12 protein-coding genes are annotated in these 17,268 nt (G+C 69.9%); 9 read left to right on the forward strand and 3 right to left on the reverse strand.

What is annotated here, in order from left to right; genetic code table 11:
• Positions 1-13 precede the first annotated feature (13 nt).
• On the reverse strand, positions 14-571 hold the full coding sequence (locus NOCYR_RS10640) for a TetR/AcrR family transcriptional regulator (protein ID WP_228794574.1): 558 nt from the start codon (positions 569-571) through the stop codon (positions 14-16).
• 105 nt (positions 572-676) lie between these two features.
• Between NOCYR_RS10640 and NOCYR_RS10645 the strand changes: the two genes are divergently transcribed.
• The 6 genes from NOCYR_RS10645 (at position 677) to NOCYR_RS10670 (ending at position 8,500) form a co-directional block, all read left to right on the forward strand.
• Positions 677-2,128 (forward strand): MFS transporter, encoded by a 1,452-nt coding sequence (locus NOCYR_RS10645; RefSeq protein WP_014350371.1) that lies wholly within the window; start codon positions 677-679, stop codon positions 2,126-2,128.
• A 270-nt stretch (positions 2,129-2,398) separates the two neighbouring features.
• Positions 2,399-3,460 carry a phenylalanine--tRNA ligase subunit alpha gene (pheS, locus tag NOCYR_RS10650; RefSeq protein WP_014350372.1) on the forward strand — a complete coding sequence of 354 codons (1,062 nt, stop codon included), beginning with the start codon at positions 2,399-2,401 and terminating at the stop codon, positions 3,458-3,460.
• 30 nt (positions 3,461-3,490) lie between these two features.
• Positions 3,491-5,992 (forward strand): phenylalanine--tRNA ligase subunit beta, encoded by a 2,502-nt coding sequence (gene pheT / locus NOCYR_RS10655; RefSeq protein WP_014350373.1) that lies wholly within the window; start codon positions 3,491-3,493, stop codon positions 5,990-5,992.
• 102 nt (positions 5,993-6,094) lie between these two features.
• Positions 6,095-6,865 (forward strand): alpha/beta hydrolase, encoded by a 771-nt coding sequence (locus NOCYR_RS10660; protein WP_014350374.1) that lies wholly within the window; start codon positions 6,095-6,097, stop codon positions 6,863-6,865.
• Between the two features lie 58 nt (positions 6,866-6,923).
• Entirely contained in the window at positions 6,924-7,421 is a 498-nt protein-coding gene (locus NOCYR_RS30045; protein ID WP_014350375.1) for a PspA/IM30 family protein, read from the forward strand.
• A gap of 47 nt (positions 7,422-7,468) precedes the next feature.
• On the forward strand, positions 7,469-8,500 hold the full coding sequence (locus NOCYR_RS10670) for a hypothetical protein (protein ID WP_048834076.1): 1,032 nt from the start codon (positions 7,469-7,471) through the stop codon (positions 8,498-8,500).
• A gap of 7 nt (positions 8,501-8,507) precedes the next feature.
• Here the strand turns inward: NOCYR_RS10670 and NOCYR_RS10675 are convergent, their stop codons facing one another.
• Positions 8,508-9,032, reverse strand: a complete 525-nt coding sequence (locus tag NOCYR_RS10675; RefSeq protein WP_048833251.1) for a copper chaperone PCu(A)C — start codon at positions 9,030-9,032, stop codon at positions 8,508-8,510.
• 342 nt (positions 9,033-9,374) lie between these two features.
• On the opposite strand from NOCYR_RS10675, the gene NOCYR_RS10680 reads away from it, so the two are divergent.
• Entirely contained in the window at positions 9,375-10,358 is a 984-nt protein-coding gene (locus tag NOCYR_RS10680; protein ID WP_014350378.1) for a GlxA family transcriptional regulator, read from the forward strand.
• On the opposite strand, the gene NOCYR_RS27920 is transcribed toward NOCYR_RS10680, so the two are convergent.
• Positions 10,348-13,608, reverse strand: a complete 3,261-nt coding sequence (locus tag NOCYR_RS27920) for a protein kinase domain-containing protein (protein WP_014350379.1) — start codon at positions 13,606-13,608, stop codon at positions 10,348-10,350. The two genes, NOCYR_RS10680 and NOCYR_RS27920, sit on opposite strands and share 11 nt — an antisense overlap.
• Positions 13,609-13,778: 170 nt before the next feature.
• On the opposite strand from NOCYR_RS27920, the gene NOCYR_RS10690 reads away from it, so the two are divergent.
• Together NOCYR_RS10690 and ppc are read left to right on the forward strand one after the other, a co-directional pair.
• Positions 13,779-14,336, forward strand: coding sequence for a sugar O-acetyltransferase (locus NOCYR_RS10690; RefSeq protein WP_048833252.1), 558 nt, complete (start codon positions 13,779-13,781; stop codon positions 14,334-14,336).
• 79 nt (positions 14,337-14,415) lie between these two features.
• Entirely contained in the window at positions 14,416-17,265 is a 2,850-nt protein-coding gene (ppc, locus tag NOCYR_RS10695; RefSeq protein ID WP_048834078.1) for a phosphoenolpyruvate carboxylase, read from the forward strand.
• The last annotated feature ends 3 nt before the right edge of the window (positions 17,266-17,268 follow it).

Consider the following 17,268-nt stretch of genomic DNA (forward strand, 5'->3'; position numbering starts at 1 on the left):
GGCGGGTGCGGCCTCAGTCGCCGAACTTCCCCAGATCCTCCAGGATCTCGGCCGCCCACGGCGCGGGCACCGCGTTCGGTCCTGCCACCTGCATCGACGTCATCACCGTCAGCAGCATGCCGGTGGCCATGAACCGGCGGACCTCGGTGGCCGGTGCGCCGGTCAGTTCGCGGGCCAGTTCGTAGATCCGCCCGAAGCGGGCCCGGGTCTGCTCGCCGATGACGGGGTCGGCGCTGGCGGCGAAGCCGTGCAGGAGCACCTGGAGCAGCTCGCGTTCGGCAAGAAACGTGGTGTAGCCGCGGCCCAGCGTCGCCGCCGTCGGGTTCGGATCGGTCGCCGCCGCCTGCCGGAACACCGCCTCGATGCGGTCGCATACCCGGTTCAGCGCGGCCAGGAACAGCTGCTGCTTGGTGCCGAACAATCGGATCACATACGGCTGGGATACGCCGGCGCGGCGCGCGATGTCATCGGTTTTCGTTGCCGCGTAACCGGTTTCGGCGAACGCCTGGACCGCCGCGGTCAGCACCTGCTCACCGCGTTCGGTCGCGCTCATCCGGGTTTTCGTCGTCAATGATGCTCCTGAAATCGTCTCGGGCCCGCCACGCATTGACATGTTATCAGTCGATGCATACTCTTCTCGGCGTTAGTTATCAGTCAATTACAACAAGGGCTGGACATGACCGAGACTCTCACCACCGCGCCGATCGCGGCGCCTCCGAAACCCACCCGTGAATCGGGCAAACGCCCACTGGCCGCCGTGCTGGCGGCGGTCGGCATCCCGATGTTCATGGTCACGCTGGACAACCTGGTGGTGACCAATGCGCTGCCGGTCATCCGCACCGAACTGGGCGCCTCCCTCACCGACCTGCAGTGGTTCGTCAACGCCTACACGCTCTCCTTCGCCGCGCTGCTGCTCACCGCGTCGGCCCTCGGTGACCGGCTGGGCCGGCGCCGGGTCTTCCTCGCCGGCATCGCGGTGTTCACCGTCGCGTCGGCGGCCTGCGCGCTGGCCACCGAACCGTGGATGCTGATCGCGGCCCGGGCCTTGCAGGGCCTCGGCGGCGCGGCCGTCATGCCGCTGTCGCTGACCCTGCTGTCGAGCGCGGTGCCGGAGCGGATGCGCAATGCCGCGATCGGTATCTGGGGCGGGATCTCCGGGATGGGGATCGCGGTCGGGCCGGTGGTCGGCGGTGCCGTGGTGGACGGATTCAGCTGGCAGTGGATCTTCTGGCTGAACGTGCCGATCGGACTGCTGGCGCTGCCGTTCGCGGCACGCATGCTCGACGAATCCTTCGGTGGCAGCCGCCGCCTCGATCTGCCGGGATTGCTGCTGTCGGCGGGCGGGGTGCTGGCGATCGTGTGGGGCATCATGCACGGCGCCGAGGACGGCTGGACCTCCGGTCCGGTGCTGGCGGCGTTGATCGCCGGTGCCGCCCTGCTGGCCGCGCTGATCGGCTGGGAACTGCGCACCCCGGATCCGATGCTGCCGCTGCGGCTGTTCCGGTCCAGGGCCTTCCGGGTGAGCAATACGACCAGCTTCACCTTCGCGGTCGGTGTGTTCGGTTCGATCTTCCTGATCTCGCAGTACTTCCAGGTGGTGCAGGGCTACAGCCCGCTCGAATCCGGTCTGCGCACCCTGCCCTGGACCGCCGCGCCGATGGTGGTGGCGCCGCTGGCCGGGCTGATCGTCAACCGGGTCGGTGCGCGCGTGGTGCTCTCGACCGGGCAGGCGATGCTGGCCGTCTCGCTGGTCTGGATGGCGGCGGTGAGCACCATCGACGCGCCCTACAGTGCGTTCCTCGGCGCCATGTTGCTCGGCGGCGTGGGCATGGGGCTGACTTTCGCCCCCAGCGCCACCGTGGTGATGGCCAGTGCGGCGCCCGAGGATCGGGCCATGGCCTCGGGCACCAACAGCACCCTGCGTGAGGTGGGTGTGGCCATGGGTATCGCGGTGCTGGCCTCGGTCTTCGCCTCGCACGGCTCCTACTCCGACCCGCAGAGCTATGTCGACGGGCTGGTCCCCGCGGTCTGGGTCGGCGCCGCCATCGTCGCCGTCGGTGTGCTGGTGTCGCTGCTGCTGCCGCGGACGATCGAGCCGGTGGGCGAGGCTGCCGTCTGCACCTCCTGACTGCGCTCCGCACCGGCCCGGTGGTCCGCGAAGACCGCCGGGCCGCTGCGCTGATACCCGAAGCGGGCAGCGAGTCTGCTGGGCCACATGTGGCGTTCGGGTGGGTGCGGCGACCAGCACTCGAGCCGCTACGGCACAGCGCACGGGTCCGGCGCGGGGTAATCCGGATGAATCACCCGATCCGCATCGCATACGATTCGACCAGCAGCAATGTGGGTAAGGAATGGTCCGCACCCGGAGAACCGATCCCCAGGGGAGAGACGAACGATCGTGGGCGACGACAACAGCGCAGTCGAGCAGAACGCCTCGCTGACCGAGGAGGCATTGGCCGCGGCCGCGGCGGCGGCCGAGAAGGCGTTCGCGGCGGCCGCCGACCTGGATGCGCTCGCGGTCGCCAAGACCGAGCACATCGGCGGCAAGTCGCCCATCGCGCTGGCCCAGCGGGCCGTCGGCGCGCTGCCCAAGACCGAGAAGGCCGACGCCGGCAAGCGCGTGAACGTGGCGCGCACCCGGGTCTCGGAGGCCTTCGAGGCCCGGCGTGCGGCGCTGCTGGCCGAACGCGACGCCGCGGTGCTGGTGGCCGAGAGCATCGACGTCACCCTGCCCGCGCGGCGGCAGCCGGTCGGTGCGCGGCATCCGATCACCGTCATCTCCGAGCAGATCGCCGACGTGTTCGTGGCGATGGGCTGGGAGGTCGCCGAGGGGCCGGAGGTGGAGACCGAGCACTTCAACTTCGACGCGCTCAACTTCCTGCCCGATCATCCGGCGCGCACCATGCAGGACACCTTCCACATCGCGCCCGAGGGCTCGCGGCAGGTGCTGCGCACGCACACCTCGCCGGTGCAGGTGCGGTCGATGCTGGAGCGCGACCTACCGATCTATGTGGTGTGCCCGGGCCGCACCTTCCGCACCGATGAGCTCGACGCCACCCACACCCCGGTCTTCTCGCAGGTCGAAGGACTGGCGGTGGACAAGGGCCTGACCATGGCGCATCTGCGCGGCACCCTGGACGCGTTCGCCCGCGCCCTGTTCGGGCCGCAGACGCGAACCCGCATGCGCCCCAACTACTTCCCCTTCACCGAACCGTCGGCCGAGGTCGACGTGTGGTTCCCGGACAAGAAGGGCGGCGCCGGCTGGGTCGAATGGGGTGGCTGCGGCATGGTCAACCCCAAGGTGCTCATCGCCAGCGGGATCGACCCCGAGGAATACAGCGGTTTCGCGTTCGGCATGGGCCTGGAGCGAACCCTCCAGTTCCGCAACGGCATTCCGGATATGCGCGACATCGTCGAGGGCGACGTGCGGTTCACGCTGCCCTTCGGTATCCGGTCCTGACCCCCTTCGATCGAGAGAGCGAAACGTCAAGTGCGAGTAGCGCAGTCCTGGCTGACCGACATCATCGCGCGCACCACCCCCGACTGGTCGGTGACGCCCGAGGAACTCGACGCCGGATTCGTCCGCGTCGGCCTCGAGGTCGAGGAAGTCGACACGCTGGAGCGGGTCGGCGGTGAGATCGACAAGCCGCTGGTGGTCGGCCGCGTCCTGGAGATCACCGAGCTGACCGAGTTCAAGAAGCCGATCCGCTTCTGCAAGGTCGACGTCGGCAATCCCGAGCCGCAGGAAATCGTCTGCGGTGCCCGCAATTTCGCCGTCGGCGATCTGGTGGTCGTGGTGCTGCCCGGCGGTGTGTTGCCCGGCGGTTTCGCCATCTCCTCGCGCAAGACCTACGGCCACGTCTCCAACGGCATGATCTGCTCGGTCGCCGAACTCGGTATCGGCAAGGATCATTCCGGCATCCTGGTGCTCGAGCCCGGCACCGCCGAGCCCGGGGCCGACGCCAATGAGCTGCTCGGTCTCGACGACACCGTCATCGAACTCAACATCACCCCCGACCGCGGCTACTGCTTCTCGGTGCGCGGCCTGGCGCGCGAGCTGGCCTGCGGCTTCGACCTGGAGTACGCCGATCCGGCGGTGCGCACCCTGCCCGACGACGAGGCCGACGCCTGGCCGGTGCGGCTGGAGCCGGCCTCGCAGTGCACCCGGTTCGCGGTGCGCCGGGTCACCGGGATCGACCCGGACGCGGTGAGCCCGTGGTGGTTGCAGCGGCGGCTGCTGCTGTCGGGGGTGCGGCCGATCTCGCCCGCGGTCGACGTCACCAATTATGTGATGCTCGAACTCGGTCAGCCGCTGCACGCCTTCGACGCCGCCAAGCTCAGCGGCGGCCTGGTGGTGCGCCCGGCGAACGCGGGGGAGACGCTGCGCACCCTCGACGACACCGAGCGCACCCTCGACGCCGAAGACGTGGTGATCGCCGACGATTCCGGCGTGATCTCGCTGGCCGGCGTGATGGGCGGTGCCAGCACCGAGGTGTCGGCCGAATCCACCGATATCGTGCTCGAGGCCGCGACCTGGAACCCACTGCTGGTCTACCGCACCGCCCGCAGGCACAAGCTGGTCTCCGAGGCGAGCAAGCGTTACGAGCGGGTGGTCGATCCGGAGATCAACGTTGCAGCGCTCGACCGGGCCGCCACCCTGCTGGCCGAAATCGCCGGTGGCACCATCGAATCCGCGCTCACCGACATCCGGGTGCCGCTGCCGGCGACCGAGCCGATCCACATGGACATCGATCTGGCCGACCGGGTGGCCGGCGTGACCTACCCGACCGGCACCTCCGCGCGGCGGCTGGCGCAGATCGGCTGCACCGTCGAGGTCGATGTGCCCGAGACCGGGCACGGCCAGCTGGTGGTCACCCCGCCGAGCTGGCGGCCGGACCTGGCCCAGCCCGCCGACCTGGTGGAGGAGGTGCTGCGGCTGGAGGGGCTCGAGCAGATCCCGTCGGTGCTGCCCGCGGCTCCCGCCGGTCGCGGTCTGACCCCCACCCAGCGACGCCGGCGCGCGGTGAGCCGGGCACTGGCCTTCGCCGGCTGCGCCGAGGTGCCGCCGCCGGTGTTCCTGCCCGCCGGAGTGTTCGACACCTGGGGCCTGGACGCCGACGATCCGCGCCGCACCACCACCCGGGTGCTCAATCCGCTCGACGTGGAGCGTCCCGAGCTGGCCACCACACTGCTGCCCGGTCTGCTCGAGGTCGCGGGCCGCAATATCTCCCGCGGCGCCAAGGACCTGGCGATCTACGGCATCGCGCAGGTCGTACTCCCCGGCCCGGACACCCGCCCGATCGATCCGCTGCCGGTGGACCGGCGGCCCACCGACGACGAGGTCGCCGAACTGCTGGCCTCGCTGCCGGACCAGCCGGTGCATGTCGCCGCCGTGCTGAGCGGTCGTCGTGAGCCGCGCGGACCGTGGGGCGACGGCCGTCCGGCCGAGGCCGCCGATGCCTTCGCGCTGGCCGATGCCGTCGCCGACGCCGCGGGCGTGGTCATCGAGCGCCGTGCGGGCGCCTACCTGCCGTGGCATCCGGGTCGCTGCGCCGAACTGGTCGTGGACGGCATGGTCGTCGGCCATGCCGGTGAACTGCATCCGGCCGTGCTCGAGCGGTCCGGTCTGCCGCCGCGCACCTGCGCGTTCGAGCTGAACCTGGACGCGCTGCCGTTGCGCGAGGATCGTCCGGTGCCGGTGGTCTCGCCGTTCCCGGCGGTGCTGCAGGACGTGTCGGTCAGCGTCGAAAAGGCCGTGCCCGCCGCTCAGGTCGAGACGGCGCTGCGCTCCGGTGGCGGTGAGCTGCTCGAGGACATCACGCTGTTCGACGTCTACGAGGGCGCCCAGGCCGGTGAGGGCCGCAAATCGCTGACCTACGCACTGCGGTTCCGCGCGCCGGATCGCACCCTGACCGAAGACGAGGCCAGCGCTGCCCGCGATGCCGCGGTCTCGGCCGCGTCGGAGGCTGTCGGCGCGGTGCTGCGCGGGTAGCGCGAGCACGCTGAGTTCCGGCCCGCGCCTGCATTCCCGGCGCGGGCCGGAAGCGTCCCCGGCACGCTCCGTCAGCGCCGCCGCATGCGGTAGGAAAGACACATGCGACACCCCGCGACACCCGTGCTCAATGCGCTGACCTTCCAGCCGCACCCCCGCCGCATCGAGCAGACCCCGGCACGGCTCGGGCTGGACTACGCGGAGCTGTCCATCCCCACCGCCGACGGCGAGACCCTGCACGGCTGGTGGGTGCGCGCGCCGCGCTCGATCGGGCATGTGCTGATCGCGCACGGCAACGGCGGCACTATCGGCGACCGGGTGCCGATGTTCGCGCTGCTGACCGAGGCGGGCTTCGATGTGCTGGCCTTCGACTACCGCGGGTACGGCCGCAGCACCGGGCGTCCCAGCGAACGCGGCACCGCACTCGATGCCCGAGCCGCGCGCACAATCCTGCTCGACCAGCCCGGTGTCGATGCCGAGCGGGTGCTGTACCTGGGGGAGTCGCTGGGTGGGGCGGTCATGCTCGAACTCGCGCTCGCCCACCCGCCCGCCGGCCTGATCCTGATGTCCACCTTCACTGGTCTGCGGGACGCGGCGCGGGCGGTGTATCCATTCCTGCCGGCACCGCTGGTCCCGGACGCGTATCCGAGCCTGCGCCGGATCCGGCAGCTGCGCGCGCCGCTGCTGATCATGCACGGCGACCGCGACGAACTGCTGCCGTTGCGGCACGCGCAGCGGCTGTATGAGGCGGCTCCGGAACCGAAAGAGCTGGTCGTCTATCCCGGCGCGGGTCACAACGACATCCTCGCGCTGGCCGCCGGACGCTGGATCGGCACCATTGCGCGCTGGGCCCGCGCGGTCTGCCCGACCTGATCGGATGCACCGCCGCCGAACCTGCGGCGATCCGGGCCGGACTGCGTAGCCTGTCGGTATGAGCGAGTTCACCGAGATCTCCGCGCGACTGGCCGAGCTGTCCGATGCCGACCTGCTGGCCGTCATCCGTACCGCCACCGCGGGCCGGGTCGCGCTGGCTCCGGTGCACGAGGCCGCGGTGAACATGCCCGCCGAAACCGGTCATATCCATCCGCATCCGGATGTGTCTCCTCCCACTGTGATAGACGCCGACTATGAATCGGCTCCGTCGGCTCCGGTATCGGGCCAGGTCGGAGACGTTTCGGCGGTACCGCCGGTACCGGGTTCGGCAGGCGGTGCGTCGGCCGCCGGATATTCCACCCACGGTGTACCTACTTTCGAGTCAGTTCGGGATAAGGTCGAGCAGCGCTACGGCACCGCGCAGGGGATGGGCGAACTCGATCGGCAGACTCCGGTGGGCCGCAGCGTGGACGAACAGTGGCAGGCGCGCGAAGAGGCCGCGCGTGAGCGCCTGGAACAGATCCGGAAATCGTTGCGCGACAACGACGACGAGTAACCCGCTCCGTGGTCTGGCCGGCGCCGGACAACGAATGGGTGGACCAGATGACCGAGCCGCGCGAGATCGCCGAACGGCTGCTCGACGCCCAGGTGGAATACCTGCTCGCCGAGGTGAGTGGTGAGCGATTCACCGAGGTCGTCGCCCGCGATGTGGCGGCGGTGCTCGAGGTGGCCGACACGATCGTCTTCCGGGACGTGGTGTCGATCGACCAGGCCGAGCAGACCGTGGCCACCGTCATCGACCTGATCGGCGGCAGTCCGGTGATCGCCGATATGGTCGGCGTCTTCGCCGACGCCATCTACGACAACATCGCAGGCAGCCACGACTACACCCTCGGCCAGGTGGTCGAGCGGGAGCCGGTGGAGGCGCTGCTGGAGAAGATCTTCGCCATGCACCAGGCCCAGGAACGCATCCTGGACCGGCTGACGGAGAGCCCGCTGGTGGCCACGGTCGCGTCGAAGTTCGTCGACAAGCTGATCAACGATTTCATGCAGGCCAACCGGGAACGCGCCGAGAAGATCCCCGGCGTTTCCTCGCTGATGTCGCTGGGTCAGTCGGCGGCCAACCGGGCCAAGAAGGTCGCCGCCGACAACACCTTCATCGGCGATATGGCGGGCAAAGGCGCGCTGTTCGCGCTGCGCCGCACCAACAACGCCATCCGCGAGATGCTGCGCGATGCCCCCGTACACGGTGCGGCGATGGAATTCTGGGACCTGCACGCCGACGAACCGGTCAGCGGACTCCGCGACTACCTCACCCAGAAGGACCTGCGCGAACTCGTGCTGATCTGCTACGAGATCGCCGTCACCACGCGGGAGAAGGAGTACTTCGGCCTGCTCGTCGACGAATGCGTGCAGGTGTTCTTCAGCAAGTACGGCGACTACACCCTGGGCGCGATGCTGCCCGAACTCGGCCTCACCGCCGAGGACGTCAGCACCGAAATCCTGCGCTACGGTCCCGCGGTGATCGAGGCGGCCAAGAAGAACGGCGTGCTGGCGGGGCTGATCCGGGAGCGGCTGGAGCCGTTCTACCTCTCCGATCAGGTGCTGGCGATCCTGGGCGGCGCGGCGAGCTGACCCGGGGTTACTCGGAGAGCTGGGTCGGGCAGGAGTCGATCGGGGCCGCGAAGGTTACTTCACCCGAGTGCTCGAAGGCGAAGGTGAGCTCGACATGCTTACCGGGGCGTACCGACTCGGCCGGATCCATCAGCAGCACCCGGATCGGCTGATCCGGCGCCGACGGCGGCCGCACCTGCTCGACCGGCTGACCCGCCGTGAGCATGGTCTCCGGACGCAGCGTCAGCTGCTCAGGGGTGGCCTCGATCCGCACCGATTCGGCCGCCGGGGTGTCGATGGAGACCAGGCGGTCGGATTCGGTCGGGTTGTTGTTCACCGCCGCGAACGCCAGCATCGCCGGTGCGTCGGCCTGGATGACGCATTGACCGGGCACCACCGCGGGCACGATGTGCACATTGCGCAGGGTGATGTCGCCGGTGCGCGCCTCACTGCCGGCCGCATGCGAACTCGAATCTCCAGGGGCGTCATCGGCCCCGCACCCGGCCACCAGCAGCAGCGCGGCAAGGGCCGCAAGGGGTATTCCGCGTCTCATACCGGCGGAATAACCGGTAAGCCGGCGCTCAACCAGGGGAGGCGATCGCGGCGACGGCTGCCGTTGGCCGCTCGACTAGCCGCACGCGCCGGGCTGTCGGGCGGGGTGGCCGGGCGGGACGGGGCGGCCGTGCCGGAGGCGGGAGAACGCGTCCACGCCACCGGCGATCTGGCGTGCCAGCCCGCGGACGGAGTTGCCGGCACGGCGAATTCGGCTCGGGTCCATACCGGTGGTGCATCGGGGGTCGGTCGGTGAAGTCGATGTGGGCATGTCTCGACGATCGCAGTCGACCGCCGTCGAGACGAGTGGCAGAATCGACAGAAAACGATGGGATTTTGCCACATGGGAGATCGTGCCGATTCGCCGCCGCGCCCGACCATCGCGGTCCCGCTCGTCGACGGCATGACGCTGTTCGAGATCGGTATGCCGCTCGAAGCCCTCGGCTACGACTGGGATCCGGGCGCGCCGCCGCTCTACGACGTCACACTCTGCGGTGACCTGCGTGGCGTCCGCACCCGCACCGGCGCCCGGCTGCACCCGCAACGCCCGCTGAGCGCCCTGTCGGCCGGCGACACCGTGCTGGTGCCGGCCGTACCGCCGGGCCGCTCGGTCGGCGCGCCGCTGGTGCGGGAACTGCGCCGGGCCGCCCGGCGCGGAGCCCGGATCGCCGCCCTGTGCACCGGCGCCTTCGCCCTGGCCGAGGCCGGGTTGCTCGACGGACGCCGGGCCACCACGCATTGGCGGCACGCGTCGCTGCTGCAACGGATGTACCCGGACGTCGAGGTCGACGCCCGCGCCATCTACGTCGAGGACGACGGCATCTTCACCAGCGCGGGATCCGCGGCCGGACTCGACCTGTGCCTGCACCTGGTCCGCCACGATCACGGCGAGCGCGCGGCGAACACCATCGCCCGCAACCTCGTCATTGCCGCGCACCGCGACGGCGACCAGGCCCAATACGTGTCCGCGGAACCGCTCGACGACGCCGCCTCCTGGCTCGACGAACTCCGCACCTGGCTGCGCGGGCAGCTGCCCCGGCCGATCACCCTCGCCGAACTCGGCCGCGCGGCCAAGATGTCGCCGCGAACTCTGGCCCGGCGGTTCGAGCGCGATGCCGGCATCACCCCGATGCGGTGGGTGGCGAGCGAACGGATCGCGGCGGCGCGCGAGCTGCTCGAAACGACCGATCAGCCGATCGAGCGGATCGCCTTCGACGTCGGCTTCGGTTCCCCGGTCACGTTCCGCGCGGTGTTCACGCAGGAGGTCGGGATCTCACCGCGGCGGTACCGGAGCAGGTTCACCGCCGCGGCGCGAGTCAGCGACTGATCACCAGCACCGACCCGCCGGTGCTCACATAGGCGATATGCGTGTCGGTATCCACCTCGATGTCCACCGCATCGCTGGCCGAAGGGATCTCAATGGTGCCGGCCCTGGCGCGCGTCTGTGTATCGACCATCGCAACGTCGTTGTAGTTGGCGATGTAGACGGTGCGCTCGTCAGAGTCCAGCGCAACATCGAGGGCGTTGCCCTCGGCCGGGACGGTGGCCAGGACGGTGCGAGTGCGCGGATCGATGATCGTGAGCGTCCGGCTGTCGGAGCTGTCCTCGCCGTACGCCGTCACATAGACGGTGTGTGTGGCCGGATCGACCGCCACGTCGAGCGGGTTCGGATAGTCGTAGGCGGGGATGGCCAGGCTGCCGGTGACGGTATCGGTGCTGGTGTCGATCATCATGAGGTCTTTGTCCGCGATGACGTAGAGGGTGTCGGCGGCCGGATCGAGGGCTGCTTTCCGAGTCCCGCTGTCGACCGGGATCGTCGCGGTCACCGCACGGGCGGCGGTGTCGACGACCGAGACCTCGCTGCCGCCGATGACGTAGATCGTTGGGGAGTCGGGGTCGACGATCACCGACTGCGGGTCGTAGCCGACCGGAATCGTGGCGACGGCCTCGCGGGTGCCGGTGTCGATCAGCGTCACGGTCCGGTTTTCGCGGTCGGTCAGGTAGAGCATGCCGCGGGCGGGGTCGACCGCCACGCCCCCGGGCTCGGGCACGGCGGGGATCGTCCCGACGACGGTGTTCGTCTTCGTATCGATCACCGACACCGGTCCACCGGTGCGCCCGGTGACGTAGGCCCGGCGGTTGCCCGGATCGACTGCGATCTCGTGCGCTCCGCCGGGTACCGCGATAGTGGCGACGATGTCGGGCAGGCGCGACGCGGCGTCGGATTTCGATTCGGCCTGCGTGACGGCAACCGCGACGCCCACGACCGCCACCACAGCGAGCACCGCACCACCCACCAGGAGTTCGGTGCGGCCCCGGTCCGGTTGGGACCCGGACTGTGGTGCGGCCGTCGGGGTCTGGGCGAGCTGGGTCACGGCCAGGCGCGGGTCCATGCCCGTGGCGTCCGGTCCTGAATCGGCCCTGCGGTTGGCCAGGTGTGCAGCCTCGCCTGACGTGGTCACTCGCTCGTCGACAGAGGCCACGGGCTGCGCGATGTGTGTGGTGGCCATTCGGGGATCGACAGCCGTGCGCGCGTCGTCCGTCGGGTGCGGGATCGGTGCGTTCGCGGCCCCGTTCGGATCGACCTCGGTTGCCCGGTGATTCGGCACTGGGCTCTGCGTATCGGCAGGATGTGCGGCCGGTGACTTCACGCCGGCGGCCGCGCCCTGGACCACGACCGAGCCGATCAACTTGTCGGCGAAGGTCTGCGCCTTGGCATCCCAGAGCGGGGACAGGAAACCCAGATAGCACGGCAACGCGTCGACGATATGCGCCAGCTGCCGGCTGATCGACATCCCGATGCCGAGCGACCGCCCTGTATGCGCCCCGATCACCGAGATGCCGATGACCTTCTTTCCCCATGTCTGGCCGGTAATGCCTTGGCGGAAGCCGACATTCCAGACCAGGTAGGCGAACGCGGCGGCGTAACACAGCACCATGACCGCGATGCCGCCGACGGAACCCCCGCCGGAATGGTCGCCGGGCGACGGGCCCGCGGCCCGCAGCATGCCCATTCCGAGCCCCATGAGCACCCCGGCAGGCAGACCGTCCAACAGCGCGGCGCCGACGCGCGAACCCCATGAGGCGTACCCGCCGAATCCGGGGCCCTCGCCCTCGCTTGCCCCGGCAGGGCGGCGCGGTGCGTTCGCGGCGACGCCGATACCCATCAGCACCGCCAGAGTCACGAAGACGACCAGCAGCCCCAGCGCCCGACTCGGCGCTCCCAACGCCGTCAGCATCGTGGCCGTGACATCGCCTCCCCAGTCGCCCAACGCCATCGGGAACGACGCGACCAGCAGCGCGCACGCGACCACGACGACCGCGGAGCGCCGCCGCACGACCAACGCGCGGACCGCGAGCGCCAGCACCGTCGCCAATGCGAGAACCGGCAGCCAATAGTCCGGAAAACTGATCGAATGCAGATCGCCGTAACCCGCGGCGGCCGCGATCAGCCGGGTCACCGCCAGCCCACAGACCACCACCAAGCAGGCCACGGCGAGACCACCGATGCCCGGGTCTTTCGCCCTCACAGTCGTCGCCATCGACCCGTCCGGAGCTGCCTCGCCGACCGCGTTTCCTCCGGGGTGCCACCCGGCCGGTGCCGCCTGTCGGGGCGCTGGTGGTGATCCCGTGCCTGGGGCAGATGCGCCGTGCGCCGGTGCTGCCGCCATGCCAGGTGCCGATCCACCGCCCCCCGAGCCGTGGCCCACAGCCCCGATCGCAGTTTCGGTGCCGCGTGGGCCCGGCCGCCCTGCCATCGATTCCAGCGCTGCCCGTGCGGCTGCCGCGAACTCACCGGCACTGCGAAAGCGCTGGTCCGCCGGCTTCGCCATCCCGCGCGCGATCACCTCGTCGAACGCGGCAGGCACACCCTCGCGGGCCTGGCTGGGCCGTGGGGGTTCGGCGGTGAGGTGCGCGGCGATCTGTTCGGCCACCACGGTGCCGGGGAAAGGCCGCGTACCGGTGAGGCATTCGTAGAACACGCAGGCCAGGGAGTACGTGTCGGCGCGGGCGTCGGTCGGCTGTCCGGGGGTGATTCGTTCCGGCGCCATATAGGCGAAGGTGCCGAGGGTGGTGCCGACGCTGGTCATCGCGGTCGCGGAATCATCGCGGGCGATGCCGAAATCGATCAGGTACGCGAAATCGCGGGCGCCGAGCACGATATTGGACGGTTTCACGTCCCGGTGCACCAGTCCGGCGGCGTGCGCGGCATCGAGTGCGGCGGCGACCTGCTCGATGACGTGCACCGCCCGCGCCGGTGGCAGCGGCCCGTCCTGCGCCAGCACGGTACCCAGATCCATTCCGTCGATCAGGCGCATGTCCAGGAACAGGCGCCCGTCGATCTCGCCGTAGTCGTGGATCGGCACGATATGCGGTTCGCTCAGCCTGGCCGCGGCGTGCGCCTCACGCCGGAAGCGTTCGCGGAATTCGCTGTTGGCGGCCAGCGCTTCGGGCAGCACCTTCAGCGCCACCGTCCGGTCGGTCACCGTGTCGAAGGCCTCGTACACCCGCCCCATGCCGCCCTCGCCGATGATTCGGCACAACCGGTACCGGCCGAAAACCGCCCCGTCCACCATTACGCCCTCCCGAAGCTCGCCGGTTCACCGTAGAGGTGACCAGCCCGCCGCAGGATATCGAATGACCCCGCCCGGTTCAGCGGAAGCGCACAGCCTGCCCGCATCCGGCGAGACGGCTGCGCGGGCCTCGAGCGGATACGGTCGCACCGGGCGCCGCTACCGTTGGGCTGATGGGTGAACAGAAGCAACGCATGCTGTCCGGGCAGTTGTACCGGGACAACGATCCCGAACTGGTAGCCGAACGCCGGCGCGCGCAGGCATTGTGCGACGAGTTCAACCGCACCGGCCCCGACGAAACCGACCGCCGCGACGACGTCCTGCGCCGGCTGCTCGGCAAGCTCGGCGAGGGTTCCTGGATCATGCCGCGCTTCCAATGCGATTACGGCTACCTGATCGAGATCGGCGCCAACAGTTTCCTCAACTACGACGCGATCCTGCTGGACTGCGCGCCCATCACCATCGGCGACGACGTCTCCATCGGCCCGCGCTGCCAACTGCTGACCGCCCTGCATCCGATGGAGGACCACGAGTTGCGCAGGCAGCGGTGGGAGTCGGCCGCGCCTATCGCCATCGGCAACAACGTGTGGTTCGGTGGCGGGGTGATCGTCTGCCCCGGCGTCACCATCGGCGACGACACCGTGGTCGGCGCAGGCAGTGTCGTCACCCGGGATCTGCCGGGCCGGGTATTCGCCGCAGGCAACCCCGCGCGCGTCATCCGCGAACTCTGATAACCGGCGGTCACGGGCACCGCCGACCCACCGTTCGACCGAGCAGATGTTCGGCAACCTGCGGCAGTACTGTCGGAACATGACCGAACCGCGGATCGAGACCGAGCAGGACGCGACCCGGCCGCTGCGCGAGGACATCCGATTCCTCGGCGGCGTACTCGGCGACACCATCCGGGATCACGAGGGCCCGGAGGTGTTCGACCTCATCGAACGGGTCCGGGTGGAGGCCTTCCGGGTGCGCCGGGAGGAGGTCGGGCGCAGCGCCGTCGCCGACATGCTCGACGGTGTCGACATCACGGTGGCGTTGCCGCTGATCCGCGCGTTCAGCTATTTCGTCCTGCTGGCGAATCTGGCCGAGGATCTGCAACGTGACCGCCGCCGCGAGGCGCACGAGGCGGCGGGGGAGCCGCCGCAGGATTCGTCGCTGGCCGCCACCTACCGCAAACTCGACGCGGCCGCGCTGCCCGAAGCCAAGGTCGCCGAGCTGCTCACCGACGCGCTGGTCTCGCCGGTGATCACCGCGCACCCCACCGAGACCCGGCGCCGCACGGTCTTCGATGTGCAGACCAAGATCACCGAACTGATGCGCAGGCGCAGGCACTATCCCGAACGCGATCGCGCGGGCCTGGAACTCGAGATCCGCCGTCAGGTGCTCACGCTGTGGCGGACGGCGCTGATCCGGTTGGCGCGCTTGCGGATTCAGGACGAGATCGCCGTCGGCCTGCGCTACTACGAGCTGACCCTCTTCGACGTGATCCCGGCCATCAATGCCGAAGTGCGCGCGGCGCTGCGGTCGCGCTGGCCCGATGCCGATCTGCTGCCGCGGCCGATCCTGCGCCCGGGTTCCTGGATCGGCGGTGACCGTGACGGCAACCCGTACGTCACCGCCGAGGTGGTGCGCACCGCGGCGGGGCAGGCGGCGGGCGTCGCGTTCGGGCGGTACCTGCGCGACCTGGTGGAGCTGGAGAAGACGCTGTCGCAGTCGGGCCGGTTGGTGCAGGTCAGCGCGACCGTCGCGGAACTGGCCGCCGCCGGATACGCCGACCCGAACGTGCACGCCGACGAGCCGTATCGCCGTGCGCTGCACCGTATCCGGGAGCGATTGACCACCACCGCGGAGCAGGCCCTCGGCGTCCCGATCCGCTCGACCGGCGCTCCCGCGCTCGGCGCAGCTGCCGAGCTCGGGGCGACACCGATCCCCGCCGTCCCAGCTCTCGGCGCGCCCGACACGACGACGGCGACCCCCGCACCCGCCTACCCCGGCCCGCAAGCGCTGCTCGACGATCTCGACGCGATCGACGCCTCCCTGCGCGACTCCGGTGACGGCCTACTCGCCGACGACCGCCTCGCCGCCCTGCGCCACGCCGTGGAAACCTTCGGCTTCCACCTCCAGGGCCTGGATATGCGGCAGAACTCCGAGGTGCACGAACAGGTCGTGGCCGAACTGCTGGCCTGGGCGGGCGTGCATCCCGACTATGCGAGCCTGCCCGAGCCGGAACGGGTGCGGATCCTGTCGACCGAGCTGAGCACCCGCCGTCCACTGCTCGGCCCGCACGCGCGGTTGAGCGAGCTTGCCGCCAAGGAACTCGGCATCGTCCGGGCCGCGGCCGATGTGGTCGCCACCTTCGGCGAGCCCGCCATCCCGAACTACATCATCAGCATGTGCACCTCGGTCAGCGACATGCTCGAGGCGGCGCTGCTGTTGAAAGAGGGCGGACTGCTCGACCCGGGCGCGCCTGACGGCTCACCGAGTTGCGCGGCGGGGATCGTGCCGTTGTTCGAGACGATCGAGGATCTCGGTGCGGGCGCGGCGACGCTGGCGGCGGTGCTGGAGGTGCCGGTGTACCGGGAGCTGGTGGCGGCCAAGGGTATGCGCCAGGAAGTGATGCTCGGCTACTCCGATTCCAACAAGGACGGCGGCTATCTGGCTGCCAATTGGGCGCTCTACCGGGCCGAGCTGGATCTGGTGGAGGTGGCGCGCAAGACCGGGATCCGGTTGCGGCTGTTCCACGGTCGCGGCGGCACCGTCGGCCGCGGTGGTGGCCGCAGCTACGACGCAATCCTGGCCCAGCCCGCCGGTGCGGTACACGGCTCGCTGCGGCTCACCGAACAGGGTGAGGTGATCGCGGCCAAGTACGCCGAATCCGGTTCCGCGCACCGGAATCTGGAGTCATTGATCGCAGGCACCCTGGAGTCGACGCTGCTCGACATGGAGGGCCTGGGCGCCGATGCCGAACCCTCGTACCAGCTGATGGACGAACTGGCCGCCCGCGCCCGCGCCGCATACGCTCGGTTGGTCCACGAGACACCGGGTTTCGTCGAATACTTCCGCCAATCCACCCCGGTCGCCGAGGTCGGTGACCTGAATATCGGCAGCAGGCCCGCCTCTCGCAAGCCCACCAATTCGGTTGCCGATCTGCGGGCCATCCCGTGGGTGATGTCGTGGAGCCAGGCGCGGGTGATGCTGCCCGGCTGGTACGGCACCGGCACCGCGCTCGAGGAATGGGTGGACGACGATCCGCAGCGGCTGGCGACGCTGGCCGACCTGTACCGGCGATGGCCGTTCTTCCGCACGGTGCTGTCGAATCTGGCGCAGGTGATGGCCAAGAGCGATCTCGCCATCGCCGCCCGCTACGCCGAACTCGTCGAGGACACGGCATTGCGCGAGCACATCTTCGGCATGATCCGCGACGAGCACGCCCGCACGATCCGCATGCACGCCGCCATCACCGGCAACGATCATCTGCTCTCGGACAACCCGTCGCTGGCCGAATCCATCCGCAACCGCTTCCCGTACCTGGAACCGCTCAATCAGATGCAGGTGGAGCTGCTGCGCCGGCTGCGCGCGGGTGACGATTCGGAACTGGTGAAGCGCGGGATCCTGCTCACCATGAACGGCCTGGCCACGGCCTTGCGCAACTCCGGGTAGGGC

It is taken from the genome of Nocardia cyriacigeorgica GUH-2, from assembly GCF_000284035.1.
GTDB classification, from domain to species: Bacteria; Actinomycetota; Actinomycetes; order Mycobacteriales; family Mycobacteriaceae; genus Nocardia; species Nocardia cyriacigeorgica_B.